Origin of the sequence: Amycolatopsis xylanica, assembly GCF_900107045.1 — a bacterium.
GTDB lineage: Bacteria > Actinomycetota > Actinomycetes > Mycobacteriales > Pseudonocardiaceae > Amycolatopsis > Amycolatopsis xylanica.
Window position 1 is genome coordinate 1,442,739 of record NZ_FNON01000001.1, and the last position, 19,385, is coordinate 1,462,123.

Annotated in this window: 17 protein-coding genes; 4 read left to right on the forward strand and 13 right to left on the reverse strand. The window is 71.3% G+C overall.

Annotation, left to right across the window (positions count from 1 at the left end; all coding sequences use genetic code 11):
- Positions 1-14 precede the first annotated feature (14 nt).
- The 3 genes from BLV57_RS06360 to rfbH all read left to right on the forward strand — a co-directional run bounded on the left by BLV57_RS06360 (position 15) and on the right by rfbH (position 3,747).
- Positions 15-1,169: a nucleotide disphospho-sugar-binding domain-containing protein gene (locus tag BLV57_RS06360; protein WP_091287563.1), complete on the forward strand. Its 1,155-nt coding sequence runs from the start codon at positions 15-17 to the stop codon at positions 1,167-1,169.
- Between the two features lie 4 nt (positions 1,170-1,173).
- Entirely contained in the window at positions 1,174-2,328 is a 1,155-nt protein-coding gene (locus BLV57_RS06365; protein ID WP_091287564.1) for a nucleotide disphospho-sugar-binding domain-containing protein, read from the forward strand.
- A gap of 111 nt (positions 2,329-2,439) precedes the next feature.
- A complete protein-coding gene (gene rfbH, locus BLV57_RS06370; RefSeq protein WP_091287565.1) occupies positions 2,440-3,747 on the forward strand; it encodes a lipopolysaccharide biosynthesis protein RfbH in 1,308 nt (435 codons plus the stop codon).
- Positions 3,748-3,815: 68 nt separating this feature from the next.
- Here rfbH and asnB read toward each other — a convergent pair whose 3' ends face one another.
- The 13 genes from asnB to BLV57_RS06435 all read right to left on the reverse strand — a co-directional run bounded on the left by asnB (position 3,816) and on the right by BLV57_RS06435 (position 18,624).
- Entirely contained in the window at positions 3,816-5,660 is a 1,845-nt protein-coding gene (gene asnB, locus BLV57_RS06375; RefSeq protein ID WP_091287566.1) for an asparagine synthase (glutamine-hydrolyzing), read from the reverse strand.
- Complete coding sequence (locus BLV57_RS06380; RefSeq protein ID WP_091287567.1) at positions 5,660-5,917, reverse strand: acyl carrier protein; 258 nt, start codon at positions 5,915-5,917, stop codon at positions 5,660-5,662. Before BLV57_RS06380 ends, asnB begins: the two co-directional genes overlap by 1 nt.
- Entirely contained in the window at positions 5,910-7,160 is a 1,251-nt protein-coding gene (locus BLV57_RS06385) for a ketosynthase chain-length factor (RefSeq protein ID WP_091287568.1), read from the reverse strand. Before BLV57_RS06385 ends, BLV57_RS06380 begins: the two co-directional genes overlap by 8 nt.
- Positions 7,157-8,434 (reverse strand): beta-ketoacyl-[acyl-carrier-protein] synthase family protein, encoded by a 1,278-nt coding sequence (locus tag BLV57_RS06390; protein WP_281244387.1) that lies wholly within the window; start codon positions 8,432-8,434, stop codon positions 7,157-7,159. The genes BLV57_RS06385 and BLV57_RS06390 overlap by 4 nt, the downstream gene beginning before the upstream one ends.
- 74 nt (positions 8,435-8,508) lie before the next feature.
- Positions 8,509-9,480, reverse strand: a complete 972-nt coding sequence (locus BLV57_RS06395) for an SDR family oxidoreductase (protein ID WP_091287570.1) — start codon at positions 9,478-9,480, stop codon at positions 8,509-8,511.
- Between the two features lie 150 nt (positions 9,481-9,630).
- On the reverse strand, positions 9,631-10,464 hold the full coding sequence (locus BLV57_RS06400) for an AfsR/SARP family transcriptional regulator (RefSeq protein WP_091287571.1): 834 nt from the start codon (positions 10,462-10,464) through the stop codon (positions 9,631-9,633).
- 194 nt (positions 10,465-10,658) lie between these two features.
- Complete coding sequence (locus BLV57_RS06405; protein WP_091287572.1) at positions 10,659-11,618, reverse strand: Gfo/Idh/MocA family protein; 960 nt, start codon at positions 11,616-11,618, stop codon at positions 10,659-10,661.
- Between the two features lies 1 nt (position 11,619).
- Positions 11,620-12,732 (reverse strand): nucleotide disphospho-sugar-binding domain-containing protein, encoded by a 1,113-nt coding sequence (locus BLV57_RS06410; RefSeq protein WP_091287573.1) that lies wholly within the window; start codon positions 12,730-12,732, stop codon positions 11,620-11,622.
- A gap of 19 nt (positions 12,733-12,751) precedes the next feature.
- Positions 12,752-13,696 (reverse strand): NAD-dependent epimerase/dehydratase family protein, encoded by a 945-nt coding sequence (locus BLV57_RS06415; protein ID WP_091287574.1) that lies wholly within the window; start codon positions 13,694-13,696, stop codon positions 12,752-12,754.
- 11 nt (positions 13,697-13,707) lie between these two features.
- A complete protein-coding gene (locus tag BLV57_RS06420; RefSeq protein ID WP_091287575.1) occupies positions 13,708-15,147 on the reverse strand; it encodes an NDP-hexose 2,3-dehydratase family protein in 1,440 nt (479 codons plus the stop codon).
- A gap of 28 nt (positions 15,148-15,175) precedes the next feature.
- Entirely contained in the window at positions 15,176-16,156 is a 981-nt protein-coding gene (gene rfbB, locus BLV57_RS06425; protein ID WP_091287917.1) for a dTDP-glucose 4,6-dehydratase, read from the reverse strand.
- A 194-nt stretch (positions 16,157-16,350) separates the two neighbouring features.
- Positions 16,351-17,499: a nucleotide disphospho-sugar-binding domain-containing protein gene (locus BLV57_RS06430; RefSeq protein ID WP_091287576.1), complete on the reverse strand. Its 1,149-nt coding sequence runs from the start codon at positions 17,497-17,499 to the stop codon at positions 16,351-16,353.
- 12 nt (positions 17,500-17,511) lie between these two features.
- Positions 17,512-18,624 (reverse strand): nucleotide disphospho-sugar-binding domain-containing protein, encoded by a 1,113-nt coding sequence (locus BLV57_RS06435; RefSeq protein ID WP_143046991.1) that lies wholly within the window; start codon positions 18,622-18,624, stop codon positions 17,512-17,514.
- Between the two features lie 157 nt (positions 18,625-18,781).
- On the opposite strand from BLV57_RS06435, the gene BLV57_RS06440 reads away from it, so the two are divergent.
- The gene (locus BLV57_RS06440) at positions 18,782-19,378 is read left to right on the forward strand and encodes a dTDP-4-dehydrorhamnose 3,5-epimerase family protein (protein WP_245757176.1); all 597 of its coding nucleotides are present in this window, start codon (positions 18,782-18,784) and stop codon (positions 19,376-19,378) included.
- The last annotated feature ends 7 nt before the right edge of the window (positions 19,379-19,385 follow it).

The following is a 19,385-nucleotide window of genomic DNA, read 5'->3' on the forward strand; positions in this document are numbered from 1 at the left end:
GAGGAGAAACTCCGATGCGGGTCATGTTCACCAGCACGCCCTTCGGGTCGCACACGCTGCCGATGCTGCCGCTGGCGCACGCGCTGCGTGCCGCCGGGCACGAGGTCATCGTGGTCGGGCAGCCCGACGTCGCCGACACGGCGAAGGCCGCCGGGCTGTGCGCGGCCCCGATCGGCGACCGGTTCCACGGTGAGGACGCCGTGCGGCTCACCCTGACCGACGGCAAGCGGCCGCTCCAGGTGGCCGGTCCGCCGTCCGACGGCCCGCCGCAGGTCGGCCTGTGGTTCATCCACGCGGGCTACTACCTGACCCGCTACCTCGAGTTCGCCCGCGCGTGGCGGCCCGACCTGATCGTCTCCGAGCAGGTCGAGCTCGCGGGCTGCATCATCGCCGGGGTGCTCGGCGTGCCGTCGGTGCTGCACCGCTGGGGCGTCGACCCGCTGAGCGGCCCTGCCAGGCAGATCGCGGGCTCGCTCATGCACACCACCTGCGTCCGGCTGGGCCTCGACGGCCTGCCGGAGCCGACGGCGGTGCTGGACCCGTGCCCGCCGCCGCTGCAGGTGCCCGGCATCCCGGCGGGGCTGCCGATCCGGCCGGTGCCGTTCAACGGCGTCGGCCAGGTGCCCGGCTGGCGCACCGAGCGGCGAGCCGACCGGCGGATCTGCGTCTCGCTCGGCGGCTCGACCTTGAGTCTCAACGGCGTGCCGCTGCTGCGGTCCATTGTGGACGCCTGCGGTCAGGTCGACGACACGGAGGTGCTGGTGACGGTCGCGCCCGAGTTCACCGAGGAGCTCGGCCCGGTGCCCAAGTCCGTGCGGGTGGTGCCGCCGACGCCGCTCAACCTCTTCCTCGACACCTGTGACGCCGTCGTGCACCACGGCGGCGCGGGCTCGACACTGACCAGCCTCTACTACGGCCTGCCGCAGCTGGTGCTGCCGCAACTGCCGTACCTGCACATCGCGGCGGAGCGGATCGCCGCGACCGAGGCCGGGATCAGCGTCCCGCTGGCCGAGGAGCAGGACGACCCCGCCGCCGTGCACGCGGCGCTGACCCGGCTGCTCGAGGATCCACGCCACACCAAGGCGGCGGCCGGGCTGCGCGACACCATCGCGGCGATGCCCACCCCCGCCGCCGTCGTGCGCGACCTCGTCGCGCTCGCGGGCGGGTGACCCGATGCGGGTGATGTTCCTCAGCACGCCGTATCCCTCGCACGCGGCCTCGGTGCTGCCGCTGGCGCACGCGCTGCGCGCCGACGGGCACGAGGTCGTGTTCGCCGCGCAACCCGACATCACCGGCGTGGTGCACACGGCGGGCCTGACCACCGCGACGGTCGGCGAAGGCTTCCACGGACTGGAGAACATGCTCGCCGAGCTCCCCGAGGGCCGCAGGCCGCTGGAGTATCTCGGGCGGCGGGTGCCGATCCGGCAGCTGGTCGCGCTGTGGTACATCCACGCCAACTACCTGCTCCCCCGCTATCTCGAGTTCGCCAGGCGGTGGCGGCCGGACCTGATCGTCTCCGAGCAGCTGGAGTTCTGCGGCACCATCCTCGGCGCGGTGCTCGGCGTGCCGTGCGTGCAGCACCGGTGGGGCATCGACCCGCTCGGCGGCCCGGCCCGCGAATTCGCGAGGACCGCGCTGCTCGCCGCGTGCCGCCGCCACGGGCTGCCGGGCTTGCCCGATCCGGATGTGCTGCTGGACCCCTGCCCGCCGGAACTGCAGATGCCCGGCATCGCCGAAGGCAGCCCGATCCGGCACCTGCCGAGCGCGGCGGGCCCGGTACCCGGCTGGCTGCACGACCGGCGTGCGGAGCACCGCGTGTGTGTCTCGCTGGGCTGGCAGACGCTGAGCCTCAACGGCATTCCCCTGCTTCGGTCCATTGTGGACGCTTTGGGCGGGATGCCGGACGTCGAGTCGGTCGTCACCGTGAGCCCCGAATTCCTCGCCGCGCTGGGACCGGTGCCGAAGCCGGTCCGGCTGGTGGCGCCTGCCCCGTTGCACCTGTTCTTGGACACCTGCGCGGCCATCGTGCACCACACCGGCGCCGGCACCGCGTTGAGCGCGCTCAGCGCTGGCCTGCCCCAGGTGCTGCTGCCGCAGTTCCCCGACCAGGCCGACGCCGCCGAGCGGCTCGCCGGCGCCGGAGCCGCGGCCGCGCTGTACGAGGCCGCCGAGCAGAACGACCCGGACGCGATCAGGGCGGCCGTCCGGCGGATGCTCGACGACGGCCCCGCCGCCAAGGCCACGGCACTCGGCGCGGTCATGGCGGCCATGCCGAGCCCTGCCGCGGTGGCGCGCGACCTCGTGAGCCGCACGAAGGCGCTCACGTAACTCCACCGCAGCTTGACGCCGCCTCGAACCGCGTTGCGCAGCATGGAGCCGAGCCGGACGGTGGCGGCCTGCGTGCCGGACCTTCCCCGTACCCCTTTGATGGAGGCAACGATGGCGAGCGACTTGAAGGCGCTCATCCTGGACACCGTCGGCAAGTACCACCAGCAGGTGACCGAGGATCGCGTGTTCCGCCCCGGGGTGACGCCGATCGGGCCGTCCGGCGCGGTGCTCGCGGAGGAGGACCGGGTCGCGCTCGTCGAGGCGGCGCTGGAGATGCGGATCGCCGCGGGCGTCACCTCGCGCAAGTTCGAGCGGAAGTTCGCCCGCGCGCTCGGCCTGCGCAAGGCGCACCTGACCAACTCGGGTTCCTCGGCGAACCTGCTGGCGCTGTCCGCGCTCACCTCGCCGCAGCTGGAGGACCGCAGGCTCGGTCCAGGCGACGAGGTGATCACCGTCGCCGCCGGGTTCCCGACCACGGTCAACCCGATACTGCAGACCGGCATGGTGCCGGTGTTCGTCGACGTCGACCTGCGCACCTACAACACCACCCCGGACCGGGTCGAAGCGGCGATCGGGCCGAAGACGCGGGCGATCATGATCGCGCACGCGCTCGGAAACCCTTACGAGATCGAGGAAATCGCCCGCATCGCGGACGAGCACGGGCTATTCCTGATCGAGGACAACTGCGACGCCGTCGGCTCGACCCACCGCGGCAGGCTCACCGGCACCTTCGGCGACCTGTCCACGGTGAGCTTCTACCCCGCGCACCACATCACCACCGGCGAAGGCGGCTGTGTCCTCACCGACAACCTGGCGCTGGCCCGGATCGTCGAGTCCATGCGGGACTGGGGCCGGGACTGCTGGTGCGAGCCGGGCGAGGACGACACCTGCCACAAGCGCTTCGCCTACCAGCTGGGCGAACTCCCCGCCCAGTACGACCACAAGTACACCTTCTCGCACGTCGGCTTCAACCTGAAGGGCACCGACATCCAGGCGGCGCTCGGCCTCAGCCAGCTCGCCAGGCTCGACGAGTTCGGCGCCGCCCGCCGCCGCAACTGGGCCCGCCTGCGCGCCGGCCTCGAGACGACCCCCTGGCTCATGCTGCCGGAGGCGACCCCCGAGTCGGACCCGAGCTGGTTCGGCTTCGCACTGACCCTTACCGCCGACGCGCCCTTCGAGCGCTACGAGCTGCTGCAGTTCCTCGGCGCGCGCCGGATCGGCACGCGGTTGCTGTTCGCGGGCAACCTGACCAGGCACCCCGGCTACCTCGACCGCGAGTTCCGCGTCGTCGGCGCGCTGACCAACAGCGACATCATCACCGAGCGGACGTTCTGGCTGGGCGTCTACCCGGACCTGACCGCGGAGATGATCGACTTCGTCGCGGCCTCGATCCGAGAGTTCGTCGCCACCAAGTCCTGACCGGACACCACAAGGGCCGCCCTTGTCACGTAGAGCGTGACAAGGGCGGCCCTTGTGGTGTTCCTGCGTCAGAGGTCGACGGTGACGCCGTAGCGGGTGAGCCAGGCGTTGAGCCACAGCGCCATTTCCAGGCCGCCGCGGTCGTACGGCCTGCTGACCGCGCTGACCGGGGTGGCCAGCGCCGTCCGGACGCGGCCGGTGTCCAGCAGCGGCAGCACCGGCGCGTCCGGGTCGTCGAGCACGCCCGCCAGCTCCGTGCGCAACGCGCGCTCGTAGCCGGGGTCCTGGATCGCCGGGTACGGGCTCTTGACGCGGTCCAGCACCGAGCGCGGCAGCAGGTCGGCGGTCGCGGCCCGCAGCAGGCTCTTTTCCCTGCCGTCGAAGGACTTCATCGACCAGGGCACGTTGAAGACGTACTCGACGAGTCGGTGGTCGCAGAACGGCACTCGCACCTCGAGCCCGACCGCCATGCTCATCCGGTCCTTGCGGTCGAGCAGGGTCTGCACGAACCGGGTGAGGTTGAGGTAGGTGAGCGTGCGCATGCGCCGCTCCTCCGGTGGCTCGCCGGGCAGCTCGGGCGCCTCGGCCAGTGCCTCGGCGTAGCGCTCGGCGCGGTAGCCGGGGATGTCGAGCTTGGTGAGCAGGTCGCGGTCGAGGAAGGTGAGGCCGCCGAAGTAGCGCGCGGATCCCTTGGTGAGCCAGGGAAACGTCTCGGCGCTCACCGCGCGTGGGTTGTGGAACCAGCGGTAGCCGCCGAAGAGCTCGTCGGCCGATTCCCCGGACAGCGCCACGGTGGAGCGCTGGCGGACGGCGCGGAAGAGCAGGTACAGCGACGGCCACATGTCACCCCAGAACGCGGGCGGCAGGTCGGTGGCGGCCAGCACCGCGGCGCGGACGGCCGGGTCGACGAGGTCGCCGCCCGAGAGCAGCACCTGCTCGTGCCGGGCGCCGACATGGGCGGCGAGGTCGAGCGCGAACGGGGTGTCCGCCGCCCGCCGGACGGCATCGGGCTCGAAGCCGTCCTGGCCCGCGAAGTCCACTGAGAACGACCGCACCGGGCCGCGCCCCTGCTCGCTCAGCCGCTTTCCGGCCAGCGCGGTGACCGCCGAGGAGTCGAGCCCGCCGGACAGCAGTGTGCAGACCGGCACGTCCGCGATTAGCTGGCGGTCCACGATGTCCTCGAGCAGGCCGCGGATGTGCGCGATGGTGGACGGCAGGTCGTCGGTGTGGGGCTTGGCCTCAAGCCGCCAGTACTGCCGCTTCTCGACACCGCCGCGGCCGACCCGCACCAGCTGTCCCGGCCGGACCTCCTTGAGTCCGGTGAACACCGCGTGCTCCGGGGTCTTCACCATGTCGAGCGCCTCGCACAGCCCCTCCCGGTCGACCCGGCGGGGCACGAGCGGATTCGCCAGCAGCGCCTTGGGCTCCGAACCGAACACCACGCCGTGCGCGGTGACGTGGTAGTACAGCGGCTTGACGCCCATCCGGTCGCGCACCAGCAGCAGCTCGCGCGTGGCGGTGTCCCAGATCGCCAGCGCGAACATGCCGTTGAGACGGTCCACAAAGGATGGTCCCCAGCGCAGATACGCCCGCAGCACCACCTCGGTGTCGCTGCGGGTGCGGAACCGGTGCCCGTGCGACACCAGCTCCGCGCGCAGCTCACGGAAGTTGTAGACCTCCCCGCAGAACGTCAGCGCGACCGTGCGGCCGTCCTCCTCGGCGACCATCGGCTGGACGCCGCCCGCCAGGTCCACCACGGCGAGCCTGCGATGGCCGAGCACGACGTCCCGGTCCGACCACAGCCCCTCCGCGTCCGGGCCCCGGCAGTTCATCGTGGCGGTCATCGCCCGTGCCGTGGCGAGCTCGGCCGTCAGGTCACGGGCGAAGTCGACCCACCCGGTGATTCCGCACATCAGACCCGCTGCCCGAGGTTCTCGTTCACCGACCGCAGCAGCAGCCGGGGCGTCGTGGCCTCGCCGACCGTCTCGTCGGGGAGGCTGATCCCGAGCTCCCGCTCGATCTTGCCGACGGTGTTGAACAGCGCCAGCGAGTCGTAGCCGAGCTCGTCGAAGTCGGTGTCGAGGATGTCGCCACCGAGCCCGCCCGCCTCGTCCTCGCCCGCCGCCTCACGCAGGGCCGCGATCAGTGCTTCCAGGGTGAATTCAGCCATTTCCGGCTCCTTTTCCGTTGACCACCATGGCGGAGTTGAAACCGCCGACGCCGCGGGCGACGACCAGTGCGGTGGCGGGCCCGGTTTCGCGGGGCGAAGGCCCCACGAGATCGACCAGTGCGCCGTACGCGGGGTCGTCGATGTGGACGGTCGGCGGGATGACGCCGTCGCGCAGCGCGAGCAGCGCCATCGCGAGATCGAGGGCGGCGCCGCCTGCCAGCAGCCTGCCGGTCATCGTCTTCGGCGCGGTCACCGGCACCGCGCGCGGCCCGAACACCGCCGCCAGCGCCTGTGCCTCGAGCAGGTCCTGCTCCGGCACGCCCGCCGCGTCGGCGAACACGACGTCGATGTCGGACGGCGCCAGCCGGGCGTCGGCCAGCGCGAGCTCGATCGCCCGGCGCAGGCCGGGCTCACGGCCGGAACCCGGCCTCGGGTCGAAGGTCGACGCGTGCCCGGCGATCGTGCCGTAGCCGTCGGGGATCCCGCGCCGCGCGGCGGCCGCTGGGTCTTCGAGTACGAGCAGCGCACCGCCTTCGCCCGGCACGTAACCGTTGGCGCCGCGGTCGAACGGCAGGTAGGCCCGGCTCGGATCGGCGGACTCGGAGAGCCTGCCGGACCGCAGCAGGCAGACCCAGGCCCACGGCGAGAGCGCGCTGTCCACGCTGCCGGTGACCATCAGCGGTGTGCCGTCGCGGACGTGCCGCCGTGCCTTCGCCACCGCGTCCAGCCCGCCGGCGTGGTCGGTGACGAGGGCCGCGCCGGGGCCGTGCATGGCGTGCCGGATCGAGATCTGACCGGTGTTGACCGGATAGAACCAGGCGAACGACTGATAGGCGCTGACGTGGGCTCCGCCCTTGCTCCACAACGCTTCCAGCTCGCGCTGGCCGAACTCGAAGCCACCGGCGGACGCCGCGGTCACCACGCCCGCGCCGAAGTAGGGCAGCTCGGCCGGGTCCGCGCCCGCGTCGGCCAGCGCCTCGGCCGCGGCCACCAGCGCCAGCCTGGTCATCTGGTCGGTCTGCGGCAGCAGCCTGCCCGACAGGTGCTCGCCCGGCACGAAATCCTTGACCTCGCCTGCCAGGCGCGCCGGGTACTGGCCGGGGTCGAACCTGGTCACGGCGGTGATCCCGAGCTCGCCGCGCAGGGTGGCCGCCCAGTGCGCCTCGGTGCCGAGGCCGTTCGGCGAGACGACGCCGATGCCGGTGACGACCGGCCGGTACGCGGCCGCCGCGACCGCCGTCACCGGTCGATCCGGAGCTTGGTGAGCACGATCGCGCTCTGGAACCCGCCGAACCCGCTGGCCAGGCTGACCACCGAGTCCACCCGCCGCTCCCGGGCCACCAACGGCACGTAGTCCAGGTCGCAGTCCGGGTCCGGCTCGTGCAGGTTCGCCGTCGGCGGGATCACCGAGTGCTCGATGGTCAGCGCGGAGGCCGCGACCTCGAGCGAGCAGATCGCGCCGAGCGAGTGCCCGATCATCGACTTGATCGAGCTCATCGGCGTCGAATAGGCGTGGTGGCCGAGACTGCGCTTGACCGCTTGGGTCTCGTGCTTGTCGTTCTGCTTCGTGGCCGAGCCGTGCGCGTTGACGTACCCGACATCGCCGGGGTCGAGCCTGGCCTGGTCGAGCGCGGCGCGGATCGACTCGGCGAGCTCACGGCCGTCGGCACGCAGGCCGGTCATGCTGTGCGCGTTCGAATGGGTGGCGTGCCCGGAGATCTCGCAGTAGATCGAGGCGCCGCGGCGGCGGGCGTGCTCGAGCTCCTCGAGCACGAAGATCGCCGCGCCCTCGCCGAGCGCGAACCCGTCCCGTGAGCGGTCGAACGGCCGTGACGCCGTCTCCGGGTCGTCGTTGCGCGGGGTGGTCGCCTTGATCGCGTCGAAGCAGGCGACGGTGATCGGGGAGATGGCCGCGTCGGAGGCCCCGCTGATCATCACGTCCGCGAGGTCGTCGCGGATCAGGTCGGCGGCGTGCCCGAGCACGTCGATCCCCGAGGTGCAGCCGGTCGAGACGATGCCGACCGGGCCCTGCGCGTCGGCGAGCCAGGCGATCTCGGCCGCCATCGACGAGGGCACGAAGTAGTCGTAGAGGTAGGGCACCGCGTGCTCCGCGTCGACCTGCCAGGTCTTGCCCTCGTCGCTGACCACCGCGTACTCGCGGTCCAGGCTGGTGGTCATGCCGCACGCGGTGCCGACCATGGTGCCGACGCGGTGCGGCTCGGCCTCGCCGAGTATCCCGCTGTCGGCGAAGGCCTCCTTCGCCGCGGTCACCGCGAACTGGGTGGTGCGGTCCCATTTGCGGATCTCCCGCCGGGACAGACCCGCCGCCACCGGGTCGAAGTCGCACTCCGCCGCCACCCTCGACCTGAACGGCGAGGCGTCGAACAGCGAGATCGTGCGGGTCGCCGTGCGGCCCGCGGTCAGCAGTTCCCAGTACTGCTTGGTGCCGATGCCGCCGGGCGCGACGACGCCGATCCCCGTGATCACGACGCGTCGCGCGGTGCCTATTCCTGCCACAGCGTGGTCCTCTCCACCGGTGTTTCCGTTGTGCAGCCTGCTATCGGGGGCTCGAGCGCCGGTGGAAGACCGGGCTACCGGCTCGCACTCCGCAGCGGGGTGCCGAGCTCGGCCTGCCATGGCCGCAGATAGTCCGCCAGCGGCTCCGGCCACGGCCGCATGAGGTTGCGGCCCGCCGCGCGCAGGCTGGTGTTGCTCAGCACTTCCGAGCGCGGGCGCGGTGCGAAGAAGTCGCGCGCGAAGAAGGCCGAATCCACTTCGCGTACCTCGATGTCGTCCCGGCCCAGCGTGGCGACGATCTCGCGGGCGATCTGGTAGCGGCTGCGGCGGCCTTCGGACACCGCGTGGTACAGCCCGGGAGCGACCTCCCCGCGCAGGATCGGAAGCATGGTGGCGGCGAAGTCCGGCGCGTAGGTCGGGCTGCCGAACTTGTCGCCGACCGCGTTGAGCACCGTGCGGCCGGACTTGAGCTGGCCGACGATCCGGCCGAGGAACTTGTGGTCCTTGGCCATCGGCGCGCCGACCATCCAGCCCGCACGCAGGATGTGGTGGCCGTCCAGCAGCCCGGCGACGTGCTCCTCGCCCACCGCCTTGCTGCGGCCGTACCAGTTGATCGGCCGAGGGGCGTCGGCTTCGGTGTACGGATCGTCCTTCTCGCCGTCGAAGACCCCGGCGGTGCTGATGTACACCATGCGCGCGCCGTTGCGGCGGCAGGACAGCGCGACCCGGCGGACGGCTTCGGCGTTGGTGCTCATCGCGTGCGCCGGGTCGTTCTCGCAGATCTCCAGGCTCGTCTCGGCGGCCAGATGCAGCACGACGTCCGGCGCGGCCGCCCGCACGGCCAGCTCGACCTGCGAGTCGACCCGTACGTCCACTGTGGACAGGATCGGCCCGCCGGGTCCCCACGGCGCCGGGACGCTCAAGTCGATGTCGGTGACGGTGACCCGGAACCCGGCGTCGAGCAGCACGGGGACGAGTGCTCTGGCGAGCATGCCTGCGGCGCCGGTGACCAGCACCGTGGGTGCCTGACGCGGGAGTGAGGTCACTGGCTGCCTCCTTTGTGGACGGACGGGCGCTGACGCCGGTTCCACGATGGGCGCCCGCGTTCGAACCAGGGTGGAGCCTCGCTGGATCACCTGGCGCGCAAAGAAAGCGGGAGCCGTCGACCACGACGGCTCCCGCTTCCGGAGACTGCTTCAGATGATCGCGAGCGACCCGAACTCCCGCCGCTCGGCCGGCGAGGGCAGCTCGACCACGGTGGCCAGTGAGCCCTGCTGATCGCCGCCGTTGAGCAGGTCCTCCTGCAACCGGCGCACCGACTGCGACGGCTCGAGGCCGAGGTCGTCACGCAAGACCCGGCGCAGCGACTGGTAGGCCTGCAGTGCCTCGCCACGGCGGCCGGCCTGTCGCAGCGCGGTGATCAGCTGGGCGTGGAACCACTCGTTGAGCGGGTGGGTGGCGACCAGCGAACGCAGTTCCGGGATCAGCTCGCGGTAGCGGCCGAGCCGGACATCGGTCTGCACGCGCAGCTCGAGTGTCCGGATCCGCGTCTCCTCGAGATGGGACACATAGGACTCGAGGATCGGGCCCGCGGTGACGTCGGCGAGCGCCGACCCGCGCCACAGGCTCAGCGCGGCCCGCAGCACCCGCGAACCGTCCTCGAGCCGGTTGCGGGCCACCAGGTCGCGGCCCTGCTCGGCGAGCCGGTCGAAGACCTTCACGTCGAGCTGGTCGTCCTCGAGGCGGAGCACGTAACCGGGCGGCTGGGTGAGCAGCATCTCGGCGGCGGCCTGCTCCCCGAGCACGCGGAGCAGGATCTTCCTCAGCTGGTAGATGTAGGTCTGCGTGGTGGTGATCGCGCTTCTCGGCGGGTTGTCGCACCACAACTCGTCGATCAAGGACGATGTGTTCACCAGGTGATTGGTCCGCAGGAGCAGCAGGGCCAGCGTGCGCCGGACCTTCGGCGCCGACGGGGTGCACGACTCCCCCTCGTGCAACATCTGGATCGACCCGAGAATGTTGAACTTCATTTCTTACCCCCAGTTCAGCGGTACTAAACCGAACCTATGCACGCGATGGCCACCGCTCAAGGGCAGTGTTTCCAACGTGGTATCAAGGCCACGCGCCCGATGTTTCTTTGTGCACATCCCCGATCCAAACATTCGGGAATAACCGGGCAAACAAACCCGCCGATATCAAATGCAGGTCAAGTCGCGAAAACGGCTCAGCCGCCGAGCTGGGCGGCGACCCGGACGCGGTCGAGCAGTTCGGCGTGCCGGAGTATCGCGTCGGCGTGCGTGCGGAATTCGCCGCCGTCGAGTACCGCCTCCGCGAAGAATCCGGCGATGTTCACGAACTGGCTGTCCGGCTTCAGCACGAGGTCTTCGACGCCGGAGCGGCATTCCACGCGCAGCACCGGCGCGTGGTCGTCCGGGGTGCTGAACGCGCGGCGTACCGTGAGCGTGCCCGCGCTCCCCCACCACGTGTACTCGGCCCGGTAGCCGTGTTCCAGCCCATAGCGCAGATGAGCGATGACCCCGGACGGCGCGCGCAGCATGGCGTCGCCTGCGACGGCGAACTCGCCTGCCGCGTCACAGCGTTCATACGCGCCGAGCACTTCGAGCTCCCAGCCGAGGAAGAACTCGGCCACGCGGATCGGGTAGACGGCGACCTCGGGCAACGTGCTGGCGTGCCCGCCACCGCCATCGAGCAGCGGGATGCCGAAATCGGCGGAGAATCCGCGTGGCTCACCGATCAGGCCTTCATCGAGCAGGCGCCGGACTTCGGCGTGCTGCCGGTGATGCAGGAACATGAAACTCTCCATCACCAGTAGACCGCGGTCCCTGGCGAGCGCGACGGCCGACTCCGCTTCGGCGAGCGTGGCCGCGAACGGCTTTTCGCACAGCACATGCTTTCCCGCCAGCAATGCCCTGCGCACCCATTCCGCGTGCAGCGAAGGCGGCAGCGGCACGTAAACGGCGTCGATGTCCTCGCGGGCGAGCAGTCTCTCGTAGCCGGTCACCGCCTCGCAGCCGAACAGCCGCGCGAAGCGCTCGGCCTTCTCCGCGTGACGGCTGGCGACGGCGACCAGCTCGACCCGGGGCTGCGCGAGCATCGACGGCAGCATGCGGCGTTCGGCGATGCTCGCGCAGCCGAGCACCCCGATCCGTAGCGCTCCGGGCACCTCACGCCACCAGGCTGGTCAGGCGCCTGGCCACCTGGAGCGGGGACGGCATCTGCGCCATCTCCGCGCTCACCTCGGTGGCCGCGGCCCGCACCGCCGGGTCCTCCAGCACCCGCCCGACCAGTGCCGGGTCGAAGTCCTCCTCGGCGCCGATCAGCGCGGCGCCGCGGCCCGCGATCGCGTCGGCGCCCTCGAAATGCGAGATCCCGCCAGGATAGATCAGCTGCGGCACCCCGTGCGCCAGCGCGGCGAACGCGGTGCCGCCGCCCCCGTGGTGGATCAGCGCGGCGCACCGCGGGATCAGCTCCGACATCGACACCCAGCCTTCCGCGCGCACGTTCGGCGGCAGCGCGCCGAGATGCGACACGTCGCGCTCGCCGAGCGCCAGCACGAAGTCGGCGTCGACCTCGGCGGCGGCCGAGACGATCTGCTCGACGGGGCCGTACAGATTGCCCCAGGTCAGCCCCATGGTGACGGCGACGAGCGGGCGGCGGGGCTCGGTGAGCAGCCACGGCGGGGTCGTCGCGCCGCCGTTGAACGGCAGGCACCGCATCGGCCAGTCGTCGCTGGGCACCACGCTGCGCGGGGTGATGTTGATGGCCGCGATCTCCTCGGGCAGCGCGTCGAGCCCGAACCGGGCGAGTTCGGCGTCCATGGCGGCGCCGAACCGGTCGCGCAGGCCTTCGGCGCTCTCCATCGCGTAGTCGTGGCGCACCGCCGGGATGCCGAGCTTCGCGCCGATCACCGCGCCGGCGACCGCGGTCGCGTCGTGCACGATGAGATCTGGGCGCCAGGCACTGGCGAGCCCGTCGAGCCCGTCGGCGAGGATCAGGTTGAGCTTGCCGAAGATCTCCGCGATCGTGAGGTTCTCCTCGTCGCTCGGCGGGCGCGGCTCGTTGAGCCCGTCGTGCCTGGCGAACAGCGAGACGAACAGCGGCCGGATGTTCAGCCCCGGCGCGATATCGGCCATCGGCAGCCCGGCGCCCGCCACCGCGGACGCCTCGCCCGCGCTGGCGAACAGCACCTCGTGCCCGGCGCCGCGCAGCGCCCAGGCCAGTGGCACCAGCGGCATCGTGTGCGCGCGCACCGGGACCGTGACGAACAGAACTCGCATCGACTTTCTTCCTTCCAGCTCAGCGCTCGAGGCGCTCGTTCCAGTCGTCCCGCAGCGCGCCGTCGAGGCCGCGGTGCGCCTTCCAGCCCAGCTGCCGCGCGGCGGCGGCCGGATCGACCGCCAGCCAGTCCCCGCCAGCGCCAGGCGAAGCGGGCGCGACCGCCTCGGCCTCGACCAGGTCGGTGGGCACCCCGCTGATCTCGATCAGCGAATCGACCAGCGAGCGGACGGCGATCGGGGCGCCGCTGCCGATGTTGACCGGCTCCCCGGTGGGACCACCGAGCGCGGCCGCGTGGATCGCGTCGGCGCCGTCGCGGATGTCGATGTAGTCCCGCAGCGCACGCAGCGGGGTGAGCCGCAGCCGCGAGGTCTCACCCGCCCGCCTGGCCGCGAGCTGGGTCTCCATGACCCGCCCCAGCAGGCTGGTCGGCGCCGTGCCCGGCCCCGCGATGTTGACCAGGCGCACGACGACACCGTCCAGGCGCCCCGCCCTGGCGGCGGCGAGCACGGCGGCCGAGGCGGCGAGCTTGATCCGGGCGTACGCGCTCGCCGGGTTCGCGGGCGTCGACTCGGTGATCGGCACGCCTTCGGTGGCCGGGCCGTACTCCATCACCGACCCGATCTGCACGAACCGGGGCCGCCGCTCGAGCCCGGCGACGGCGGCCACGACGCGTTCGGTCAGCTCCAGCAGCGAAGACCGCATCACGGTTTCGCTGACGCCCCAAGGACGTCCGGCCGCGTTGACAATGATGTCCGGGGCCGTCTCGGCGAAGAACGCGGCGATCTCGGTCACCGGGGTGGTCACCAGGTCCAGCGAGACGAACCGCGCGGGCGGGACGGCGCGGGCGCCGTCCCTGGCCACCACCACGGTCTCGTGACTGGCCGCGGTGAACGCGGCGGTGACATGCCTGCCGACCCAGCCGGTCCCGCCGAGCACCACCACTTTCGGTTGCTTCAGCGCCATCGACTGTCCCCTCACCACGTCGTGTGCAGGCCGGCCAGCAGGCTGCGGGCCTGGATGTTGAGGTAGTTGCTGTGCCGCAGCAGCTCGGTCGCCTGCGCCACGGTCACCCAGCGGAACTCCTCCGGCACCTGCAGCGGGAAGTCATCGCCGACCTCGATCACCTGGTACCGGTTGTCGGCGCGGTAGAACCGGCCGCCCTCCTCCGACTGCACGGTGTCGTACCGGATCGACGCGGGGTCGGCGGCGGTCACCAGGTCGAGGTAGGCGGGCCTGCGTTCCGGTGGCAGGTCGGCGAAACTGCCGGGCAGGCACTGCACGGTCGGCGCCAGCTCGGTCACGTCGAGCACGCCCGCCTCCATCTTGGCGTGCATCAGCAGGTGGAGCACGCCGTCGATCGGGCGGACCAGGAACGCGACCCGGCCCTGCTCCACGGGCGCCAGCAGCGGCTGGGTCCACTGGGTGACCTCGCGGTTGCTGGCGCCGACCGCGACCGCGATCACCTTGAAGTACTTGCCTTCCTCGTGCCCGATCTCGTCCTCACGCTGATGCCAGCGCTCGACCAGGTGCAGCGGGACACTGCGCTGGACCAGCTCGTGGCGTGCCTTCGCCTCCGTCAGCCAGCTGAGGATCTCCCCGGTGCTGTGCAGCGACCGGGTGTCCGCCGACAGCGACCGCAGCAGCCCTTCGCGGTAGCCGCCGCGGACGATCCCGCGCGCTCCGCCGTTGGGCGCCTCGAACGGGACGCAGGACAGCACCGTGCGGGCGTCCATGTTGACCACGTTGTCCCGCAACAGCAACTGGTGGATCTGGCCGATGGTCAGCCAGCAGAAGTCCGGATGCGGCTCGACGTCCTCGACGACTTCGACCACCATGTTGCGGTTGCGCTTGTGCAGGAACCACGCGGCCTGCTCGGACTGCAGCGCGTCGACGAGCACGCGGCTTCGGCGCGGCTGCGCGAAGTACTCCAGATACGGGATCCCCCGGCCGCGGTGCACCCCGGTGTAGTTGCTGCGGGTCGCCTGCACGGTCGGGGAAAGCTGGATGGTGTTGATGTTGCCCGGCTCCATCTTGGCCTGCATCAGGCAGTGCAGCACGCCGTCGAACTCCTTGACGACGATGCCGAGTATGCCGATCTCCGGCTGGTTGATGATCGGCTGCATCCACGAGCCCCTGTCCTCCCAGTCGGTGCTGACGTGCAGCCCCTCGACGGAGAAGAACTTGCCGCTGTCGTGGCGGAGATTGCCGTCGCCGTCGCCGAAATGCCAGCCGGTCAGCTCGGCGAACGGGATCGGCCGGACGTCGAACTGGTTGACCCGGCGCTGCTCGTCGAACCAGTCGTGGAACACCTTGTTCGGCGTCACCTCGCTGTCGAGCGCGTGCGCCGAGGTGGTGAAACGGCGGCTCAGGTCGGCGCCGCGCCGGTCGGCGGGCCGGTCGATGGTCACAGACATGGGAGTACTCCTCGCGGTGGTCACGTGCTCACCGGGTCGTCGGGCTGGTCAGCAGCGGTGTCCACCAGTCGCGGTTGTCCCGGTACCAGTCGACGACCTCCGCCAGTCCTCGGTCGAACGGGACACGGGGCCGATACCCCAGCCCGGTCCGGATCTTGGTGTCGTCCAGCGCGTACCGCAGGTCATGGCCCTTGCGGTCCTCGACCTGTTTCACGCTGCTCCAGTCCGCGCCGCACAGCTCGAGCAGCCGCTCGGTCATGTCGCGGTTGGACAGGTCGGTCCCGCCACCGACGTTGTAGATCTCACCGGGCGCGCCGCCTTCGAGCACGAGCTGGACGGCCTGGCAGTGGTCGTCCACGTGGATCCACTCGCGGACGTTGGCCCCGTCGCCGTACAGCGGCACCGGCAGCCCGGACAGCAGCCGGGTGATGAACAGCGGGATCAGCTTCTCGATGTGCTGGTAGGGCCCGTAGTTGTTGGAACAGCGGGTGATCCGCACGTCGAGGCCGTGGGTGCGCCAGTACGACCTGGCGATCAGATCGCTCGACGCCTTCGACGCGGCGTAGGGCGAGTTCGGCAGCAGTGGCCAGTCCTCGGTCCAGGCGCCGGACTCGATCGAGCCGTACACCTCGTCGGTGGACACGTGCACGACCGTGCCGACCCCGGCGCGCAGGCAGCTCTCGAGCAGGTTCTGCGTGCCGAGCACGTTGGTGCGCACGAATTCCCCTGCGCCGGTCAGCGAACGGTCCACATGGGACTCGGCGGCGAAGTGGACGACCGCGTCGTGCCCGGCGACCAGCTCGCGCAGTGGCTCCGGATCGGCGATATCGGCCTGTACGAAGGAAAACCGCGAGCTCTCGGCAGGCAGGTTCGCCCGGTTGCCGGCGTAGGTGAGCTTGTCGACCACGGTGACCCGCGCACCCCGGCAGCCCGGATAGGCGTCGGCCAGCAGCGCTCGCACATAGTTCGAGCCGATGAAGCCCGCCCCGCCGGTCACCAGAATCCGCATCACGACACCCGCCTTCACACCGGAAACCCCTGCCAACACCGGTGATGCTTCTCGGGGACCGTCGAGAAAGGTTCAAGGACGCGGCCACCGAAACCTGACCCGGGAAAATACTTGACCGTCACCAAGTTTTGTCTCATCCTGGTTTCAGGCGCGGGCAGTCGCGGACGATCCGGACGAAAGGTGTCATGAAGGGGTCAGCGCAGCGTGGCCAGCTCGGCCGCGACGGCGGCCGGGGAAGGCATGGCCGCCATGCCGCGTGCGATCCCGGCCGCGGCCGTGCCGTAGCGCGGGTCGGCGAGCAGTTTCTCGAGTGCCGCGTGGACCGTCGCGGGGTCGTCCTGGCCGTCCGCCGTGTCGATGACGAGCCCCATGCCCGCCCCGGCCACCCGGTCGGCCGCGGTGAACTCGTCCTGCATCTGCGGCAGCACCAGCTGCGCCAGTCCCGCCGCCGAGACGGTCATCGTGGTGTTGGCCGCGCCGTGGTGGAGCACCGCGTCGCAGGTGGACAGGAACAGGTGCAGCGGGGTCGGCGGCACGAGCCGGACCGAGCGCGGCACCGGCCCGATGGCCGCCCAGTACGCCGGGTCCGCGGTGACCACCGTTTCGACCTCCGGCAGCGCGCCCGCCGCCTCGATGATCGTGCGGAACAGCGGAACCCCGTTGAGCGCCAAGGTCTGCCCGCCGAGTGTCACGCAGAGCCGCCGGTCCGCCGTGCGGTCGCCGAGCCAGCCCGGCCGCTCACCGGGACCGTTGAACGGCACATGCCGGATCGGGCGGGCCGGTGCGATTCCCGGCACCTGAAGCTCGGGCGCGCAAGGGTCGAGCAGTACCGAGGGGCCGGGGAAACCGTCGAGGCCCAGGCGCAGGCAGATGCGCCGCATCGACCGCGCGCAGTCCTCGCGTGCCCAGTCGCTCATCGCGTCGACACCCCACCGGTGCTGGATCGACGGCACGCCGAGCGCGGCGGCGACGATCGGCCCGGCGAACTCCATCTGCTCGGACACCACCAGGTCGGGCCGCCACGCACGGGCGAACTCGAGATAGCGCGGCAGCAGGTAGCTGGCGTGCACCTGCCAGAACGACAGGTTCACCTGCTCCGGCGCCGGTTTGCCGAGCAGGTGGATCAGCCTGCTGCCCTCGGGCAGCACGTCGAGCACGACATCGAGGCCATGGAACCGGTCACCGAGCATGGCGGTGCACAGGCCTGCCGAGTGCGCCACGTCGGTGACGTCGGGCTGCGCGGCTACCACCACCTCGTGGCCCGCCGCGCGCAATGCCCAGGCCAGCGGCACCAGTGGCACGAAATGCGAGGGGAAGGGCGTGCTCAGCATCAGCACACGCATCGGGCGCGCTCCTCAGGCCTGGACGAGTTCGGTGAGCCGGGCCGCGACCTCGGCGGGCGCCGGCATCGCGGTGATCTCCGCGCGCACCTCCGCCGCGGCGGCGCGCTGCGCGTCCGCGGCCAGAATCTCCTTAAGCAGCGCGGAATCCACGTGATCACCGGTGCCGACCAGCGCGACCCCGCGCTCGCGCAGCACCTCGGCCGTGGCGTAGTGCGTGATGCCGGCTGGCACGATCAGCTGCGGCACACCATGCGCCAGCGCGGTGAACGCGGTGCCGCAGCCACCGTGGTGGACCACGGCGGCGCAGTGCGGCAGCAGCTCGGTCAGCGGCAGCCACCCGGCACTGTGGACGTTCGACGGCAGCGCGCCCAGCGGCGCGAGGTCCTGCTCGCCGAGCGCCAGCACGAACTCGGCGTCCACTTCGGACGCCGCGCGGACGAGGGAGCCGATCAGCCCGAGCGTGCTCCAGGTGGCGCCCATGGTCACCGCGACGACCGGCCTCGCGGTCTTGGGCGGTTCCGAGACGACCGAGCCGCCGTTGAACGGCACACAGCGCATCGGCACCTCACCGTCGAGTGCGGGAAGCACGCTCGGGGGCGTCATGCTGATCGTCGCCGCGTCCGGCGGCAGGACGACACCTCGGCTTCGCGCGGCGGCGGCCAGCTTCGCGCCGATCCGCTCGGCCATGGCTGGCCACCGTTCCACCCGGATGCCGAGCCGCACCGCCGGCACTCCGAGCACGGCCGCGGCGAGCGCGCCGACCGGAGCGCTTCCCTCGTACACCACGAAGTCCGGGCGCCAGTGCCCGGCGACGGCGAGCACCGGCTCGGCCAGGTGCGCGTTGATGTCACCGAGCATTTCGCACAGCACGGCGAAATCTTCGTCGGACGGCGCCCGGCGTTCGGTGAACTCCGGATGCCGCCGCAGCACCGGCTGCCCGTAGTAGGCCAGCAGGTCGAGCTCCGGCGAGACGTCGGCGACCGCGAGGCCCGCTTCGGCGACGGCGCCGCCCTCGTCGGCGGTCGCGACGAGCACCTCATGGCCCAACGCGCGCAAGGCCCACGCCAGCGGCACTACCGGCAGCGCGTGCACCCGCGCGGGAACGGTCACGAACAACGCGCGCATCGGGGTTCCTCCCAGTCGGACACCGGGCGACACGGGCCCGCGTCGCACCGGGCGAGCCTGTCCGCGCGCGGACGAGAACGCCTCGAAGACCGCTCGGCGGCCACCGCGGCGAACCGGCTCGATCACGGCTTGAGGCCGCGCTCCTACCGTCCGGCCCATGGAGGCTTGGAACATGGAGATTCGCGAACTGGCTCTGCCCGAGGTCTTCCTGGTCAAGCCACGAGGCTTCCCGGACGAACGCGGCGTCTTCTACGAGTCGTTCCGCCAGGACCTGGTGAGCGAGGCCGTCGGACGGCCCTTCACGGTGGCGCAGAGCAACCTGTCGGTGTCCCGCCGGGGGACGCTGCGCGGCCTGCACGGCACCAGGGGCCCGCGCAGCCAGGCGAAGCTCGTCACCTGTGTCCGCGGCGCCGTGCTCGACATCGTGGTCGATCTGCGGGTCGGCTCGCCGAACTTCGGCCAGCACGCGATGGTGTGGCTGAACGCGGAGTCGATGGCGAGCGTCTACATCGGCGAAGACCTGGCGCACAGCTTCCTCGCGCTGGAGGACAACACGTCGATGCACTACTACTGCTCGATGACCTACGACGAGGACGCCGTCTACAAGGTCGATCCGCGCGACCCCGACCTGGACCTGCCGTGGGGGCTCACCGGAGAACCCATCCAGTCCGACGCCGACCTGAAAGCGCCTTCGCTGGCGACGGCGATCGCCGACAAGCTACTGCCCGTCTACACCGGACCCGGTCCCCGCTGAACCTCGG

Bases quoted from the DNA above. Each gene is read 5' to 3' on its own strand.
- BLV57_RS06415 (WP_091287574.1), bottom strand. From the start codon at position 13,696: ATGGCGCTGAAGCAACCGAAAGTGGTGGTGCTCGGCGGGACCGGCTGG.
- BLV57_RS06440 (WP_245757176.1), top strand. From the start codon at position 18,782: ATGGAGGCTTGGAACATGGAGATTCGCGAACTGGCTCTGCCCGAGGTC.
- BLV57_RS06430 (WP_091287576.1), bottom strand. From the start codon at position 17,499: ATGCGTGTGCTGATGCTGAGCACGCCCTTCCCCTCGCATTTCGTGCCA.
- BLV57_RS06360 (WP_091287563.1), top strand. From the start codon at position 15: ATGCGGGTCATGTTCACCAGCACGCCCTTCGGGTCGCACACGCTGCCG.
- BLV57_RS06380 (WP_091287567.1), bottom strand. From the start codon at position 5,917: ATGGCTGAATTCACCCTGGAAGCACTGATCGCGGCCCTGCGTGAGGCG.
- rfbB (WP_091287917.1), bottom strand. From the start codon at position 16,156: ATGCGGATTCTGGTGACCGGCGGGGCGGGCTTCATCGGCTCGAACTAT.
- rfbH (WP_091287565.1), top strand. From the start codon at position 2,440: ATGGCGAGCGACTTGAAGGCGCTCATCCTGGACACCGTCGGCAAGTAC.
- BLV57_RS06365 (WP_091287564.1), top strand. From the start codon at position 1,174: ATGCGGGTGATGTTCCTCAGCACGCCGTATCCCTCGCACGCGGCCTCG.
- asnB (WP_091287566.1), bottom strand. From the start codon at position 5,660: ATGTGCGGAATCACCGGGTGGGTCGACTTCGCCCGTGACCTGACGGCC.
- BLV57_RS06420 (WP_091287575.1), bottom strand. From the start codon at position 15,147: ATGTCTGTGACCATCGACCGGCCCGCCGACCGGCGCGGCGCCGACCTG.
- BLV57_RS06410 (WP_091287573.1), bottom strand. From the start codon at position 12,732: ATGCGAGTTCTGTTCGTCACGGTCCCGGTGCGCGCGCACACGATGCCG.
- BLV57_RS06435 (WP_143046991.1), bottom strand. From the start codon at position 18,624: ATGCGCGCGTTGTTCGTGACCGTTCCCGCGCGGGTGCACGCGCTGCCG.
- BLV57_RS06400 (WP_091287571.1), bottom strand. From the start codon at position 10,464: ATGAAGTTCAACATTCTCGGGTCGATCCAGATGTTGCACGAGGGGGAG.